Source organism: Arthrobacter glacialis, from assembly GCF_002909415.1.
Lineage (GTDB): Bacteria > Actinomycetota > Actinomycetes > Actinomycetales > Micrococcaceae > Specibacter > Specibacter glacialis.
The window spans coordinates 168,511-183,166 of sequence record NZ_PPXB01000002.1; the positions used below are offsets into that span (position 1 = coordinate 168,511).

The window sequence follows — 14,656 nt, forward strand, 5'->3', positions numbered from 1 at the left end:
GTATATATCTTTCAAGAATGTCGGTGCCTTGCCCTAAAATTAAGGTATGGAAGCCACGGCAAGGACGCCGGGAAATCCCGGATCCACAAGGTCTCAGAGAGCGGTGGGGCAGCACATCCACCAGCTTCTCCGCCTTGCCGCCGCGCTGGCCGATTCTCCCGCCTGTTCTCCCGCCGCTCCTGAGGGATCCACGGTTGAGGCACCGTTGCTTGGGACGCCACTGGTTGAGGTGCCGCTGGGCGTGGATTTGGCGGGCCTCACCGATACCCAGACCATCAGCTGGGGACAATCCTTGGAGCAGCTGGACCATATCCTCTCAGCCCTGCAGGTACAGGTGGCCGGAGAGCTCGCAGCACGCACCCGGGCGTCCCGGTTTAGCGACGCCGGATTCACCAAGCCCGTTGCCCTGCTCACCAGCTCCCTGAAACTGGGTGCCGCCGAGGCCTCGCGCCGCCTGCGCTTGGCCGAGCACTTTCTTCCTGTCACAGATGTCCTCACCACGGTGATCACCCCACCCACTCAGCCCATCTTGGGATCGGCGTTCTTCAGCGGGGAGCTCTCCGTGGAGCAGGCCCTGGTGGTTTCCGGTTTCGCCGACGACGCCCGCCATCTCTCGGCTGCCGGTCTAATTCCCGAGGAAAGCGCCCACGACCTCGAAACCACCCTCACCAACTACGCCAAGGATGAGCCACCGGATTTCCTGCGCCGCATCGGCACCAGGGCAGTGAACCTTCTGGACCCGGATGGACAGCAACCCAGCGACGGTGAACTCCTGGCCAAGCAGGGCATCTTCTTCCGGCATCCCCGCCGCGGTTTGGTCCACTTTGACGGGCACCTGAGCGTCCCCCAATACGAAACCCTGATGTCCGCCATAGGCTGGGCCACCAACCCCAACACCCATGGGGACATCAACTCTGTGAACACGAACACCGTGGACATAAACACCGTGGACATCAGCACTGTGGACCCGCTCATGGATCAAGCTGAAGCGGCGGGCGCGGCGGGTGGTGCTGCCAGCGCCCCCGCCAACGGAGGTGGCGCAGGCAGCGGGAGTGGCGCGGACAGCGGGGTTGGTGCAACCAGCGGTGCGGCCAACGGGGTTGGCGCAGCCAGCGGTGCGGCCGGCGGGGTTGGCGCGGACAGCGGTGCGGCCAGCGGCTCGGCCAGGACAACTGGCGTGCAGGAGCTGCCCGGCCAAATGGAACTGCAGGACTTCATCTCTACCATGTCCGCGGCGTTTGGAGGCGGACAGGCACCTCCGTCCATTAACTGGCCACCACCGCAGGGCCCAGTCCCCGCCTGGGCGTCAGGCGAAACTGCCAGCGCGGATGGCACCCCTCCGGAATCGTGGCCGCACCTTGTCAACGGGATCCCTGTGCCCGAGCCCGGCTACGAGCAAGACCTCCCCGGGCTGGACCCGATCGATCCCAACAGCACCGACTCGGCGGTGGCGGACAGGCGCAGCCACGGGCAAAAACTCCTCGATGGGCTGATCGACTGCGTCAAACTGGCAGCCCGCACGGGGAAACTGCCGCTGAACGGCGGTCTGAAATCCCAACTTTTCATCAGCACCACCGAGGCCGATCTTCAGCGACGAACCGCAGCTGGCGGTGCAGGCGGAATAGCGTTTCTGCCCTATGGCGGGCCCCAGCCGCTGGAACTCTTCAAGGTGGAACTCTGCGACGCCGATGTCACCACCATGGTCCTGGGCAACGGCCAGGACATCCTCAATGTGGGGCGCACCCAACGCTTATTCACTGCGGCGCAACGCAAGATCCTGCTGGCCCGCGACATGGGCTGCACCTTCCCTGACTGCACAGCCCCCGCCTGTTGGTGCGACGCCCACCACATCATCCCGTGGCAGGACGGCGGCGAGACCAGCATCGCCAACGGGGCAAATTGTAAATATGACCCCTCAGGCGACCTTAGGTCAGGAGGTTGCCTTCTCGATGCTTACCCCATTCCATCATTCCTTTCCAAACAGGCTTCGACTGCTCTGGGATCGCCATCTTGTGTACCTGCAACTTGTCACCCTGCCTGGGTGGGGCCGAATGACCTGGCTCATCTGGCCCACAAGTACCAGGACACCCACGATCTTCGTTCGTCCAATTCATCCTGCCGATATGAATTGAATCGGCGATGCGGTATTCTGGCTAATAATTCGCCATTTGCGGGTCGAGGATTTATGCCTCGTGAATCGATTAAGGACGAGAGAATTCTTGGCCACCTCAGCAAAGTATCAGGTTTTTGTCAGCTCTACTTACGAGGATTTGAAAGACGAACGCGACCAAGTAATTCGAGCAGTTCTTGAAATGGGGCACATCCCGGTCGGCATGGAGATGTTCAGCGCCGCCGATGATCAGCAATGGAAGATAATTGCCCGGCACATTGAGGAAAGTGATTATTATGCCGTGATCATTGCCCATCGACTCGGGTCATTGGCGGATGGCGGGCTCAGCTACACACGTAAGGAATATGAATTTGCTGCCTCCAAGGGAATTCCAATTCTTGGATTTGTACTTAACGATAATGCAAGCTGGCCAGCGAACAGGGTTGACACAAGTACCGGCACGAAAAAGGCACTAATCGAATTCAAAAATTTGGTCAAGGAAAAGCCAGTTGGCTTCTGGTCGAACGCTGAGGACTTGTACGGCAAGTTCCTAGTCGCCCTAATGAAGGCAATTACAGCCAACCCTCGCGAGGGGTGGGTTCGAGCATCGAGCGCCGAAGGAGGCCCGGCGGTCACAGCCGAAGTCGTTCGGTTGAGCTCCGAGAACGCTACTCTTCGACAGCAACTCGCAGACGCAAAAGCGGCCTCGGTAAAAGATCAGCTGGACTTGGAACAGCAGACGCTCCAAACCATGTTCGATACAACTCGTAAACCATCATATCGATATGAAGGTGACAACGCATGGCAAGATGATGCGACAGTGACACTTTTTGATGCATTTCACTGGCTGGGCAAAGAATTGATTGTTGAATCGGATATTCGCGACATGGCCAACACGCTCGCAATGCATATTAGAACCGATAAAGACAAACAATGGAATACGGTGGCCCATAACCAACTTAGAAGCCTCATCGCCGATCTCATGGCACTTGACTTAGTTCAACCGTCTAAGCGTAAGCATCCCGTTACCGATGATAGTGAATATTGGTCGCTTTCGTCCTACGGAAAAAGCATATTGAAAAGAATGGTCAAAGCTACGTTTTCCAATAACACTGGTGGCGACAATTTGGTGGCAGAAGAAGATCCAGAGGCCACAATACAAGAAGGTGAGGAAAATGCTGCGTCGGCCACCTCCGACGACAAGCAGTAGTCGCGACCAGAGGCAACCCCGTCGCAGCGAAGCTGCGGCGGGGACTTTACTTGAAATAGCAACATAACTCGGACACTAGATAAGGCACATGTCGCCGTCGACATCAGTGACTGCTGCGAACCCCTTTTTGCGGGCCGACTTGCTGCAGCGTTTGCATCCGGTCAGTCCGAACCAGGTTCTCGATGGTCCGGCGGTCTCCACACCGCAGAATGTCATCCGGGGTTCATCAAGTAGCGCAAGGTGGGGTTGGATGCCTCCCGGGGTGTCGACGATTAGAAGGTCTGGGCCGGGTTCTCCATTGGGGAGGTGACTTGTGTACATGTGCTCAGAGTAGCGGGTGGGATGTGGCAAGGGACGCAGCGCCCGCAGGACGCTCCGCGTCCGAGGACGAACGGTCGTGCGGCAGCTAGTGACAGCTGTGTAATTCGTATGGCAAGATAGGGGCATTGCTGTACCCGGCGGGACCAACTCAGGGCCGGAATACATTAATTGCAGGTGGCCTTCCTGAGGGGTCGAGCAGCGTGGTAGGCCCGCGTTCCTAAATATGCTCATGGTTTTAGACAGAGAGGGCCCATCCGGAGTGAGACCGGATGTTGAAGCCCCGTCGTAGCGCTATTCTCTTTCTTCTCCTTGGCGGTGACTTCAGCGATTCCTTGTCGGTTTCGTTCCTTGGGGTCCCAATGTCCACTTCTGCTGTCAGTACTTCACTTGGCCGGCTCATCGCTCCGGATGCCGGCTGGTTCTTTTCTCTCTATCCGGACGCCGGTGAGGGCGGAGGCGGGTTCCGCTCCTCGTACAAGCCCAACCGGTCGTTCGTTGCCAAGGGTTCAGCAGCCAATCCTGAGCGCGCCGCGGCCGAAGCCGGTCGGCGCGCTGGGTCCAAACTACGACGCTACTGTGCCGCAAACCAACTTAACCGTCTCGGGACACTGACCTATGCCGGTACCGGCTGCCATGACCCACAGGAATTGCGAACCCATTTGGGCGCATTCTTCCGAGATATTCGGGCGGACCTTGGCGGAGCGCCCTTGCCGTATGCGTGGGTTCCGGAATGGCATAAGACGGACCATGGACTACATGCCCATTTCGCCGTCGGACGTTTCATCCACCGCCGACTGATCAAAGAAGTTTGGGGCCGTGGGCACGTTCATATTAAGCTGCTGGGTGACTTGCCTGTGGGTTCGGGGGCATTGTCCGAGGCCCGCAAGGCTGCCGGTTATCTGTCGAAATACGTGTCCAAAACGTTTACGGAACCGACCTCTCAGGTGTTCGGGCTTCATCGCTATGATGTCGCCCAGGGCTTCCAGCCGGTCAAACTCGCTCTAAGTGGTGTTTCTCCAGGTGATGTACTGGCACAGGCGTCGGACTATCTCAACGGGCCACCGCAAACTCAGTGGTCGTCCTCTTCTGTGGAGGACTGGGCCGGGGCTCCTGCGATTTGGGCGCAGTGGGGTATCTGATGTTCGATCAGATGACGATTGCTGAATGGCTAAATGCCAGCTGTGCTGCTCAGGGTATCCCAGTGCATGTGACCGACCCCGGTGTTCTCGGGCGGGTTGGCGTGCTTTTGGGTGCCGCGCCCGGAACGGACGGACGCGACAGCGGCCGGAGTACCGCCGCGGCGTCATAGTTGCCAGACGGGCTGAATCCGTGCCGGGTCCATCGTTCGTGCTCCGAGCGTACCCGGCAGAATCGTTGCGTAGTCCAGGACCGCCTTGATAATCGCGGCCTGCCGGTCGAGGTTCAGCATCGACCACGCGGTCATTAGCTGCTCCCCTGTACCGATCAGGCCGTCCAGGGCACTTGAACTGGATGCCTGCGCCAGCTGTCGCTCGGTCGACCTAATTCTCGCCTCAATGGGGTCACGGGCCGCCTTCCACTCAACGCTTGAAATATCCTTGGCTGCCCACATCTCGGATAGCTCCTGCATCTGGCTACGGTCTGCCTCTAAAGTTTCCAACAGGCTGCTTTGCCGCTCGTCCACTGCACGGCGGCCGGTCAATGCATCTGCCATCTCGGGAGTATCGAGCCGCATGAGGACAGCAGCGCAAATGAACTCCTCCACCGGTGACGCCACGATCGTTAGGCGCCCACAACCTCCATGGTCCGGACCTGCAAGGCAAACATAGCGGCGAGTGTCGACACGGATTGAGGAAAACAGCTTGTTTCCGCACTTGCCGCAGCGCAATAGGCCGGACAGCACATATCGACGTGGTGCGCGCGTATTCGTCCGCTTCTTCGTTTCAAAGTGACCAAGAATCTGCTGCCTCTGCGCTGGCGTGATAATCCCTGGCCATTGAGCGTCAGCAACCACGACTCCTTTGTGTTCCCGCAACCCTGCAATGCGCCCGGACTTGAAGATCGCGTTAAGGGTCACCGTCTGCCAGGGACCCCCGGCCGTCGTCTGAACGCCTTCATTGTTGAGCCACACGCAGATCGAACGTGAAGATTCCCCGGCCAGGAACCGGCCCACTGCTTGACGTAGAACCTCGGCCTCAGCCTCGTTCACTGTCATGCGATCTTGTTCGTATCCAAACGGGCGATGGTGGCCGCCGTTGGGCAGGCCTTGCTCCGCCAATTGGCGCGCCTTGCGCTGAAGACGCTCAGACTTCCGGCCAGATTCCTTGGAGGCGATGGCCGCGAGGATACGTGCCATGAAGAGACCATCGTCATTTCCGAGGTCTATGTCAGCCGTCACAGACTTTACCTGCGTCACCCCTGCTTGCTCGCACAATCGAGAGAACTGTTCGAGCTCCATTGGCTGCCGGGTAAGCCTATCCATGTTGTAAACGATCACTGCGTCCCGGTAGCCCTCGGCAAGATCATCGAGCATTCGCTGATACTGGGGCCTCGGCTTGCCCTTATAGGCGCTGATGTCGTTATCGACATACTCGTCCCCGACCGTCCATCCATGGTTCGCGGCGAGCTCACGGCAGTCCTCCAACTGGCGGGTGACGCCCAAGCCTTCCCCGGACTGGTCAGACGAGATACGGGCATAGATCGCGGCCGATCGAGGTGTCTTCATAGGGGTCAGACTAACAAATAGTGGCTAATGGCACCCTTCTGTGCAGCCTGCATCACCAGCTTGTGCACCGCGGCCACTGGACCATCGAGTTTCACGAGGGTGTGCCGTGGTACATCCCCAGCTTTCGGCTCGACCCCACTCAGCGCGCCCGCCGCAACAACTACCACCACGGGCTGTCGCGGAATGGGCCATCTGAGCCGCCGGAGAAGGCTGCTTAGTCGACTACTAGGCCCTGGCCCTTGCCACGCTGGAGCAGCACGGGGGCAATTTCACCAAAACCGCGCACGTTCTCCACGGGCAGCTGGGTCAGGATGAACCTGTCGTCGTTGGTCAGCGCCGAGGCTGTCACGGAGTCAACCAACACGGTGCCCGGTTCAGCCAACGACGTCAGGCGGGCAGCGAGGTTCACGGTGGGGCCATAAATATCGCCGAGGCGTGACAGGACGCGGCCCCAGACCATGGCCACACGGGCTTCGGGCAGGAAGTCATCAGCCGCCATGGCCTCGGCCAGAGCCAAGGAAATTTGGGCGCCTGCAACGGGTGTTTCACAGTTGAACAGGACCTCATCGCCAATGGTCTTCACCAGCCGGCCGCCACCAACACTGATGATCTCGGCACAAACGTTCTCAAAACGCTGCACCAGCTTGGCCAGGGTTTTTTCATTCATGCGCCGAGACAGTGAGGTGTAGCTGACCAGGTCGGCAAAACCCACGGCTCGGGCCAGGGGCAGCGGCGCGTCGTCTTCATCGCCGTCGCGCCCCAACTCGCTGGCAGCCAGGCCCGACTCGGCACGCACGGCCAGGCGCTGAACGCCTGCGTTGAGCTGGCGTCGGTAGGAATAAATCAAGAGTTCTTCCAGCGGGGCAATCAGGCTTGGCAGTTCGGACACCACTGCGCGTCGGGCCTCGGCGTCACTGACGCCATGCTCCGCCACCAAATCCTCAACCAGCGCCTCAATCTGCCAGACAGCCATCCTGTCAGTCATTTGACCGATGGAACGGGTGACGGAGATGGCTGTTTCTTCCGTCAACAAGCCTTCACGGACCATGGTGACAACGATCTGCAGCGCCTCTTGATCGCGCTCGGTGAAGGCCACGTCTTCATCGCCAATATTGGGGAAGCCCATGGCACGCCAAATTTTGCGTGCAGAAAGCAGTGATACGCCAACTCCGGCAGCAACGTCGCGGCGTTTGAGTGTCCGCTCGCCGCCCAACAGCTGAGTTTCCAGGGCTTTGGTTTGGTTGCGTGAGGCAGGAGGCAACAGCGGCTCGGGCCGGTCAGTGGTCTCTTCCAAGCTGGCGCAGCTCCTTTTCTCTTGTAAGTTCGTCAATAGCCTAGTCCCCTTGCTGGGGTGTTTGCTGAATGGATGCCCTAAATACTGCCGTCCAGGCCTGTTGAGTTTCACTATTGAACTCTTTGACGACAGGTACTTCCTTTATTGTCCGCATCTGACCGCGGTACATATGCAGTTGCAGGTCCCCCGAGCCCACCAGCCGCTGCCGCCAATTTTGCACGGGACGCACTTCCTGAATGTGTGCCAAGACATGGAAGTGGGCCTTTCGGCGCCGCGGTCCATGGCGAACCACCAGCCGCTGATTGGTGAGGACAATATGTGTGGAGGCCCACCTCAGCGTGCGCCGCACCGGATAGGCCAACAACAGCAGGACCACAGCCGTCACCAGCAGCACAATGGCTGGTTCGCGCGCCGGCCCGGACTGCGGAGCCCAATCGGCGAAGGGCCCCGGCTGCAACTTGGCCAGAGTGGCGGACGCGCCAAGGATCATCATCAACCCCACCGTGATGGGCCAGAGCAGAACCCGGGAATGGGGCCGGGTGTCGATGAGAACCTGCTCCCCCTGCTCCAACCAGCTACTACGCATAGTTCAGCGTGCCATCGGTTTCTGTGCGGCGCAGATGAATAACGTCACCGGCGCTGACAGTATGAAATGTTCCTGCGGCGTCACGGATCAACAAACTGCCGTCGTTGCCCAGCCCCGTCGCAGTACCGTGCAGCATTGCGCCACCTGGCAGTTCCGCCCGAACTTCCTGGCCCAAGGTGCTCATGTGCTGTGCTGCCAGTTCCAGCAGACTGCGCCCACCCCCCACACCGCCAATAAGGGGCGCTGCCGCATCACCGGCTGCCGCAACAAATTCGTTGTACAGGGCGGCAAAAGTGTTCAGATACGCCGGAAGCAGCACATTCCTGTCCAGGGCTTCCGGGATGGCGCCTTCCAGAAGCAGCGAGGTGGCACGATCCGTTGGGAGCTGGTGGGCGTCGGCACTGACATTCACACCTGCGCCAACCACCACGCCGGGCCCACCCGTGGTGAACGGAACCAGCTGGGCAAGAATGCCGGCAAGTTTACGCCCGTTCACCACAACATCATTGGGCCACTTCAGTGCCGCGGGGACGGAGGTGTGCACCCGCAGCGCTTCACACAGTGCCACGCCGGCCAGGATGGATAGCCAGGCGTAGCCGGTGAGGGCGAAAGCCGATGCGCCAGAAGTATGTGCGTCAAAGGGGAGCGCACCGCCTGCGGGTTGGCCAGCGGCAGGTGCACCAAAAGTGGGTGCATCAGAAGTGGGTGCACTGCCTGCGCCTGATCCGGGTCTGCCCGCAGCTGACGGCGCCCGGTCACCCGGGCGCAGGAACACGCTTGAAATCATGGCCGCCCCGGCTGGGACCACCCATGTCCGGCCCAACCGGCCCTTGCCGGCTTCTTGGGCGTCGGCTATCAAAACGCTCAAATCCGGCCACAGCTGATGTGGGTCGCCAGCACTGCCGGCCAGGTCGGTGTTGGTGGATCCGGTGGTGCCCACAATCTCCACCCGCCCGAAGGATCCCTGGGGGCGCAACAAAGCAGCCTTCAGTGCAGGCTGGTTAAGTGCTTGTGGCGCGCCGGTCATGGCCTCAATCTTATCCGGCACCACTGACATTCATGTCTGCGCGGTTGGCAGCCTGTAGGAGAGCTGCGGACAGCTGGCGGGCAGACGCCAAGGCATCACGGGGTGCAAGGTGCCATGGGGTGGAGGAACCTGCCATTGCTAACTGTCGACTTTGTAGGGTTCCTACACACGCAAGGCCGGAATACGTTACTAGAATGAACTAAGAGTTTGCCCTTTTGTGCGGTTCCTACTGCGAGGGCTGCCAGCTTCCACCTACTGAGCCGGAGTACCAATGAGCCACGACCTTTCAACGACAGCAGGCAAAATTGCCGATTTCCGCGACCGGATGGCCCAATCGGAAAAGCCCTCAGGGGAAGCTGCCATTGAGAAGCAGCACGCCAAGGGCCGCAACACTGCCCGGGAACGCATTGACCTGCTCCTTGACCCGGACTCCTTTGTCGAGTTCGACGCCCTGGCCGTGCATCGCTCCACGGCGTTTGGCATGGAGAAGAAGAAGCCCCTGGGCGACGGCGTCGTCTCCGGTTACGGCACAGTGGATGGCCGCCTCATCGCCGTCTACAGCCAGGACTTCAGTGTCTACGGCGGCTCGCTGAGCCAGGTCAATGGCGAAAAGATTGTCAAGGTCCAAGAATTTGCCCTGCGCAACGGCTGCCCGGTAGTTGGTATCAACGACGGCGGCGGCGCCCGCATCCAGGAAGGCGTGGCCTCGCTGGCCATGTTTGCCGACATCTTCCGCAACAACGTGCACGCCTCGGGCGTTGTCCCGCAGATCTCCCTCATCATGGGCCCGTGCGCCGGCGGTGCAGCGTACTCCCCCGCCCTGACCGACTACGTTGTCATGGTGGATAAGACCTCCCACATGTTCATCACCGGCCCCGACGTCATCAAGACCGTCACGGGCGAGGACGTGGACATGGAAACCCTGGGCGGCGCGCGCCAGCACAACAGCACCACGGGCACCTCCACCTACCTGGCCACCGACGAGGCCGACGCTATTGAGTTTGTCCGCGAACTCCTTGACTTCCTGCCCTCCAACAACCTCGCAGAGGCCCCTGTCACCGAGCATGAGCAGGAATTGGAGCTCGACGCCGGCGACCTCGCCCTGGATTCGATGATCCCTGACTCGGCCAACCACCCGTACAACATGCGTGCAGTGATTGAGCAGATCGTGGACGACGCCCATTTCCTGGAAATGCAGGCCCTGTACGCGCCCAACGTCATGATCGGCTACGGCCGCATCGAGGGCCACACCGTGGGCATCGTGGCCAACCAGCCCATGCAGTTCGCCGGCACCTTGGATATCAACGCCTCGGAAAAGGCGGCCCGCTTTGTCCGCAATTGTGACGCCTTCAACATCCCCATCATCACCTTGGTGGATGTGCCGGGCTTCCTGCCCGGCAAGGACCAGGAATTCCAGGGCATCATCCGCCGCGGCGCCAAACTGCTCTACGCCTACGCCGAAGCCACCGTGCCCAAGCTGACCGTCATCACCCGCAAGGCCTACGGCGGAGCGTACATTGTGATGGGCTCCAAGAAGCTCGGCGCAGACCTCAACCTGGCCTGGCCCACAGCCCAGATCGGCGTCATGGGCGCCCAGGGCGCCGTCAACATCCTGTACCGCCGCGACCTGGCAGCAGTGGCAGCAGAGGGTGGCGATGTTGAAGCCCGCCGTGCCGAGATTGTGCGCAACTACGAGGACGAGCTGTTGAACCCGTACCAGGCCGCCGAGCTTGGCTACGTGGACGCCGTCATCGCCCCCTCCGACACCCGGATCCAGCTCATCAAGGGCCTGCGCGCGCTGCGTGACAAGCGTGCCAGCCTGCCCGCCAAGAAGCACGGGAACATCCCGCTGTGATCCCGGCCGAGCCGTTGCTTACCGTCACCAAAGGCGATCCCACGCCCGAGGAACTCGCCGCCGTTACCGCCGTCGTGCTTGCCTTGCAGGCTGGCGCCGGCGAGTCGGAAGCCAAAACTCCCAGTCGGCATTGGGCCCGGCGGACACTCCTGAAGTTGCCGCCCAAACCCGGCGCTGGTGCCTGGCGTCGCTCGGGGCGCTAACTGCCAGCTGATAAGCAACAAGGCGGTAGGCTCGGGGCATGACTTTGCCCGCACAGCCCGTCACCAGGGCCGCCACTGCCATTGACCAGCTTGCCAACGCCTACACCGAGACGCTGCTGGAGCTCGACCCGGGCTTTGCCACCTCGTTGGGCCGGCCGGGGCGTGAAAGTGAGTATCGCGACCACTCCCCCGCCGGTTTGGCGGCGGCTGAGCAGGCAACGCGGGCTGCCCTGGCGTCGTTGGCAGCGCTGGAACCGGCCGATTCCGTGGACCAGGTGACACTGCACGCCATGAATGAGCGTCTGGGCCTGGATTTGGAGCTCCACAGCAGCGGCTGGTTGCTGGCGGATTTGAACAATATTGCTTCCCCTGCGCAGGAGATTCGGGCCATTTTTGACCTGATGCCCACTGCCACTGTGGCCGATTGGGAGCATATTTCCGCCCGCCTGGCCAATGTTCAGGGCGCCGTTGACGGTTACCTTGCATCCCTGCGGGCCGGTGCACGGCGCGGTTTGGTGGCCGCCCGGCGGCAGGTGTTGACAGTCATTGAGCAGTGTGAGCGGCATGCCGGGACCGAGGGCTACTTTGCTGCCCTGGCCCGTGAGGCTGCCCTCGATCCCGCGGGCCCGAATACCCCATCCCCGGACTCTGCATCCCCGCACGACGCCGGACCTTCCCTCCCTGCCAGTCTCGCCACCGCGCTGCTCGCCAACGCGGAATTGGCGCGAACCGCCTACGGAACTTTGGTGGATTTCCTGCGTGAGGAACTGCTCCCGTCGGCACCCGTGGCCGATGCCGTGGGGCGGGCACGCTATGCACTGGCCTCCCGGCAATTCTTGGGTGCAAGCATTGACCTTGAGGAAACGTACGCGTGGGGTGTGGCGGAGCTGGCACGCGTCATCGCCGAACAGGAAGCCGTTGCGGAGCAGATCAAGCCGGGCGCCTCGATCGAGGAAGCCAAGGCGGTACTGAATTCCGACCCCGCCCGCGCGCTCCAGGGCACCGAGGCATTGACTGCGTGGATGCAGAAACTCTCCGACACGGCCATGGCTGAGCTGGCCGGCACACAGTTCAGCATCCCGGACATCATGCGCACCCTGGAATGCCGCATTGCACCCACCCAGGACGGCGGCATTTACTACACGGGCCCGTCGGAAGATTTCTCCCGTCCGGGCAGGATGTGGTGGTCGGTCCCCGTTGGCGAGGATTCCTTCACCACCTGGGCCGAAACAACCACTGTTTATCATGAGGGCGTTCCCGGCCACCACCTCCAGGTGGCCACGGCCATCTACCAGTCGGGGCTTCTCAACGAGTGGCGGCGGAACGTGTGCTGGGTGTCCGGCCACGGCGAAGGCTGGGCGCTGTACGCCGAAAGACTCATGGATGACTTGGGCTACCTGGCCGATCCGGGCGACAAGATGGGCATGCTCGATGGCCAGCGGATGCGCGCCGCACGGGTGGTCTTTGACATTGGCGTCCACCTGGAACTGCCCATTCCTGCCCCGTGGGGAACCGGGAACTGGACCCCTGAGAAGGGGCTGGAGTTCCTGCGCGCAAACCTCGACATCTCCGCCGGCCAGCTGGACTTTGAGTTCAACAGGTACCTCGGCTGGCCCGGCCAGGCGCCGTCGTACAAGATTGGCCAGCGCCTCTGGGAGGACATCCGCGACGCCCGTGCCCAGCGCGACGGCGCTTCCTTCTCCCTGCGCGACTTCCACACCCAAGCCTTGAATCTTGGCTCAGTGGGTTTGGACACCCTCAAGATGGCGCTGCTTCACGGCTAGCCGCGACCTTGGGCCAAAAAGGACGGCGTTCGGGCAACGTGGGTAACGCGCGTAACAATTGAAATTGCTATGCGTAACAAGAGGACACACAAATTTCATAGTGATATTGTCCCGCGCCTACCGTTGGACCATGACTTCCACAGCGAGCACCAACAAAGTGTCGAAGCTGCCCAGGTGGGCCAGCTCCTTCGGCGTTCAAATCATTGCCGGCCTCCTCGCCGGCCTCATCCTGGGCTTGATTGCCCGCCAGCTCGGCGGGGATCCCAAAACGGATCCCAACGGCCTGGTCACAACGCTGAGCACCGTTGGCAACAGCTACGTCTCCATCCTCAAGGCGGCCGTTGTGCCGTTGATCTTTACGGCAGTGGTTTCCTCCATTGCCAATTTGCGTGAAGTCACCAACGCCGCCCGCTTGGCATGGAACACCCTGCTCTGGTTCGCCATCACCTCCTTGATTGCCGTGACCATCGGCATCGCCCTCGGAGTGCTTTTCCAGCCCGGTGCCGGCACTGGAACGGCAACGCCCAAGGAATACACCGGCAAGTCCGGCGACTGGTGGGCCTTCCTCATCGGCTTGTTCCCCTCCAACTTCCTGGGCCTGAGCGCGTCCACGAAGGCCGCCGAATCGGGCGCCCTGACCACCAGCGTCAGCTTCAACGTCCTGCAAATCCTTGTCATTGCCATTGTGGTTGGCATTGCGGCACTGAAGGTTGGCAAGGCAGCGGATCCGTTCCTCAAGCTCAACGGTTCAGCCTTGGCCGTCATCCAGAAGGTGCTGTGGTGGATCATCCGCCTGGCTCCCATCGGCACGGTCGGATTGATCGGAACAGCGGTGGCCACCTACGGCTGGACCACCATTGGCTCGCTGGGCAAGTTCACCCTGGCCATCTATGTGGGCCTGGCCCTGGTGCTGTTCGTGGTTTACCCGGTGCTGATCAAGACCCACGGCCTGTCCATCAAGCAATACTTCTCAGGTGTTTGGCCGGCAGTTCAGCTGGCCTTCGTCTCCCGCTCCTCCATCGGCACGCTGCCGCTGACCCAGCGCGTGACAGAACGCAACCTGGGCGTGCCCCGCGCCTACGCTTCCTTCGCGGTGCCGTTGGGCGCCACCACCAAGATGGACGGTTGCGCGGCAATCTACCCGGCCATCGCGGCCGTGTTCGTGGCACAATTCTTCGGCATCCAGTTGGACTTGGGCCAGTACCTGCTCATTGTTCTGGTCTCCGTTTTGGGCTCAGCGGCAACAGCAGGCACCACCGGCGCCGTCGTCATGCTCACGCTGACGCTGTCAACGCTGGGACTGCCGCTGGCCGGCGTCGGACTTCTCCTTGCCGTTGACCCCATCCTGGACATGGGCCGCACGGCAGTGAACGTGGCCGGTCAGGCGCTGGTCCCCACCATCGTCTCCAAGCGCCAGGGCATCCTGAATGAGGAACTGTACAACGCCCCCCGCAACGGCAACCCCTTTGCCGACGACAGCGATGACCTGCTGGCCGACTTGAACGCAGCCAACAGCGCCGACGAGGTCGATCCCAAGCGTCAGGCTGCCAACGCCTAACCGT

The 14,656-nt window shown here is 61.3% G+C and carries 11 protein-coding genes; 7 read left to right on the forward strand and 4 right to left on the reverse strand.

Annotation, left to right across the window (positions count from 1 at the left end):
* Positions 1-46 precede the first annotated feature (46 nt).
* From CVS28_RS02770 to CVS28_RS02780, 3 genes are all read left to right on the forward strand, one after another.
* Positions 47-2,311: an HNH endonuclease signature motif containing protein gene (locus tag CVS28_RS02770; protein ID WP_103480552.1), complete on the forward strand. Its 2,265-nt coding sequence runs from the start codon at positions 47-49 to the stop codon at positions 2,309-2,311.
* Positions 2,220-3,320: a DUF4062 domain-containing protein gene (locus CVS28_RS02775; RefSeq protein WP_165788034.1), complete on the forward strand. Its 1,101-nt coding sequence runs from the start codon at positions 2,220-2,222 to the stop codon at positions 3,318-3,320. The genes CVS28_RS02770 and CVS28_RS02775 overlap by 92 nt, the downstream gene beginning before the upstream one ends.
* 680 nt (positions 3,321-4,000) lie before the next feature.
* Positions 4,001-4,780, forward strand: coding sequence for a rolling circle replication-associated protein (locus CVS28_RS02780; protein WP_103480678.1), 780 nt, complete (start codon positions 4,001-4,003; stop codon positions 4,778-4,780).
* A gap of 164 nt (positions 4,781-4,944) precedes the next feature.
* Here CVS28_RS02780 and CVS28_RS02785 read toward each other — a convergent pair whose 3' ends face one another.
* The 4 genes from CVS28_RS02785 to CVS28_RS02800 all read right to left on the reverse strand — a co-directional run bounded on the left by CVS28_RS02785 (position 4,945) and on the right by CVS28_RS02800 (position 9,252).
* A complete protein-coding gene (locus tag CVS28_RS02785; RefSeq protein ID WP_103480554.1) occupies positions 4,945-6,345 on the reverse strand; it encodes a recombinase family protein in 1,401 nt (466 codons plus the stop codon).
* A gap of 214 nt (positions 6,346-6,559) precedes the next feature.
* A complete protein-coding gene (locus tag CVS28_RS02790) occupies positions 6,560-7,639 on the reverse strand; it encodes an adenylate/guanylate cyclase domain-containing protein (RefSeq protein WP_243399657.1) in 1,080 nt (359 codons plus the stop codon).
* Positions 7,640-7,679: 40 nt separating this feature from the next.
* Positions 7,680-8,225, reverse strand: coding sequence for a PH domain-containing protein (locus CVS28_RS02795; protein ID WP_103480555.1), 546 nt, complete (start codon positions 8,223-8,225; stop codon positions 7,680-7,682).
* The gene (locus tag CVS28_RS02800) at positions 8,218-9,252 is read right to left on the reverse strand and encodes a biotin--[acetyl-CoA-carboxylase] ligase (protein ID WP_165788035.1); all 1,035 of its coding nucleotides are present in this window, start codon (positions 9,250-9,252) and stop codon (positions 8,218-8,220) included. Before CVS28_RS02800 ends, CVS28_RS02795 begins: the two co-directional genes overlap by 8 nt.
* Before the next feature lie 271 nt (positions 9,253-9,523).
* Between CVS28_RS02800 and CVS28_RS02805 the strand changes: the two genes are divergently transcribed.
* From CVS28_RS02805 to CVS28_RS02820, 4 genes are all read left to right on the forward strand, one after another.
* Positions 9,524-11,107, forward strand: a complete 1,584-nt coding sequence (locus tag CVS28_RS02805; protein ID WP_103480557.1) for an acyl-CoA carboxylase subunit beta — start codon at positions 9,524-9,526, stop codon at positions 11,105-11,107.
* A complete protein-coding gene (locus CVS28_RS02810) occupies positions 11,104-11,310 on the forward strand; it encodes an acyl-CoA carboxylase subunit epsilon (protein WP_243399658.1) in 207 nt (68 codons plus the stop codon). Before CVS28_RS02805 ends, CVS28_RS02810 begins: the two co-directional genes overlap by 4 nt.
* Positions 11,311-11,348: 38 nt before the next feature.
* Positions 11,349-13,094, forward strand: coding sequence for a DUF885 domain-containing protein (locus CVS28_RS02815; RefSeq protein WP_103480558.1), 1,746 nt, complete (start codon positions 11,349-11,351; stop codon positions 13,092-13,094).
* Between the two features lie 130 nt (positions 13,095-13,224).
* Positions 13,225-14,652 carry a dicarboxylate/amino acid:cation symporter gene (locus tag CVS28_RS02820; protein ID WP_103480559.1) on the forward strand — a complete coding sequence of 476 codons (1,428 nt, stop codon included), beginning with the start codon at positions 13,225-13,227 and terminating at the stop codon, positions 14,650-14,652.
* The last annotated feature ends 4 nt before the right edge of the window (positions 14,653-14,656 follow it).

Excerpts from the sequence above, each read along its gene's own strand:
- CVS28_RS02780 (WP_103480678.1), top strand. The coding sequence starts at position 4,001 with ATGTCCACTTCTGCTGTCAGTACTTCACTTGGCCGGCTCATCGCTCCG.
- CVS28_RS02815 (WP_103480558.1), top strand. The coding sequence starts at position 11,349 with ATGACTTTGCCCGCACAGCCCGTCACCAGGGCCGCCACTGCCATTGAC.
- CVS28_RS02795 (WP_103480555.1), bottom strand. The coding sequence starts at position 8,225 with ATGCGTAGTAGCTGGTTGGAGCAGGGGGAGCAGGTTCTCATCGACACC.
- CVS28_RS02820 (WP_103480559.1), top strand. The coding sequence starts at position 13,225 with ATGACTTCCACAGCGAGCACCAACAAAGTGTCGAAGCTGCCCAGGTGG.
- CVS28_RS02770 (WP_103480552.1), top strand. The coding sequence starts at position 47 with ATGGAAGCCACGGCAAGGACGCCGGGAAATCCCGGATCCACAAGGTCT.
- CVS28_RS02800 (WP_165788035.1), bottom strand. The coding sequence starts at position 9,252 with ATGACCGGCGCGCCACAAGCACTTAACCAGCCTGCACTGAAGGCTGCT.
- CVS28_RS02785 (WP_103480554.1), bottom strand. The coding sequence starts at position 6,345 with ATGAAGACACCTCGATCGGCCGCGATCTATGCCCGTATCTCGTCTGAC.
- CVS28_RS02805 (WP_103480557.1), top strand. The coding sequence starts at position 9,524 with ATGAGCCACGACCTTTCAACGACAGCAGGCAAAATTGCCGATTTCCGC.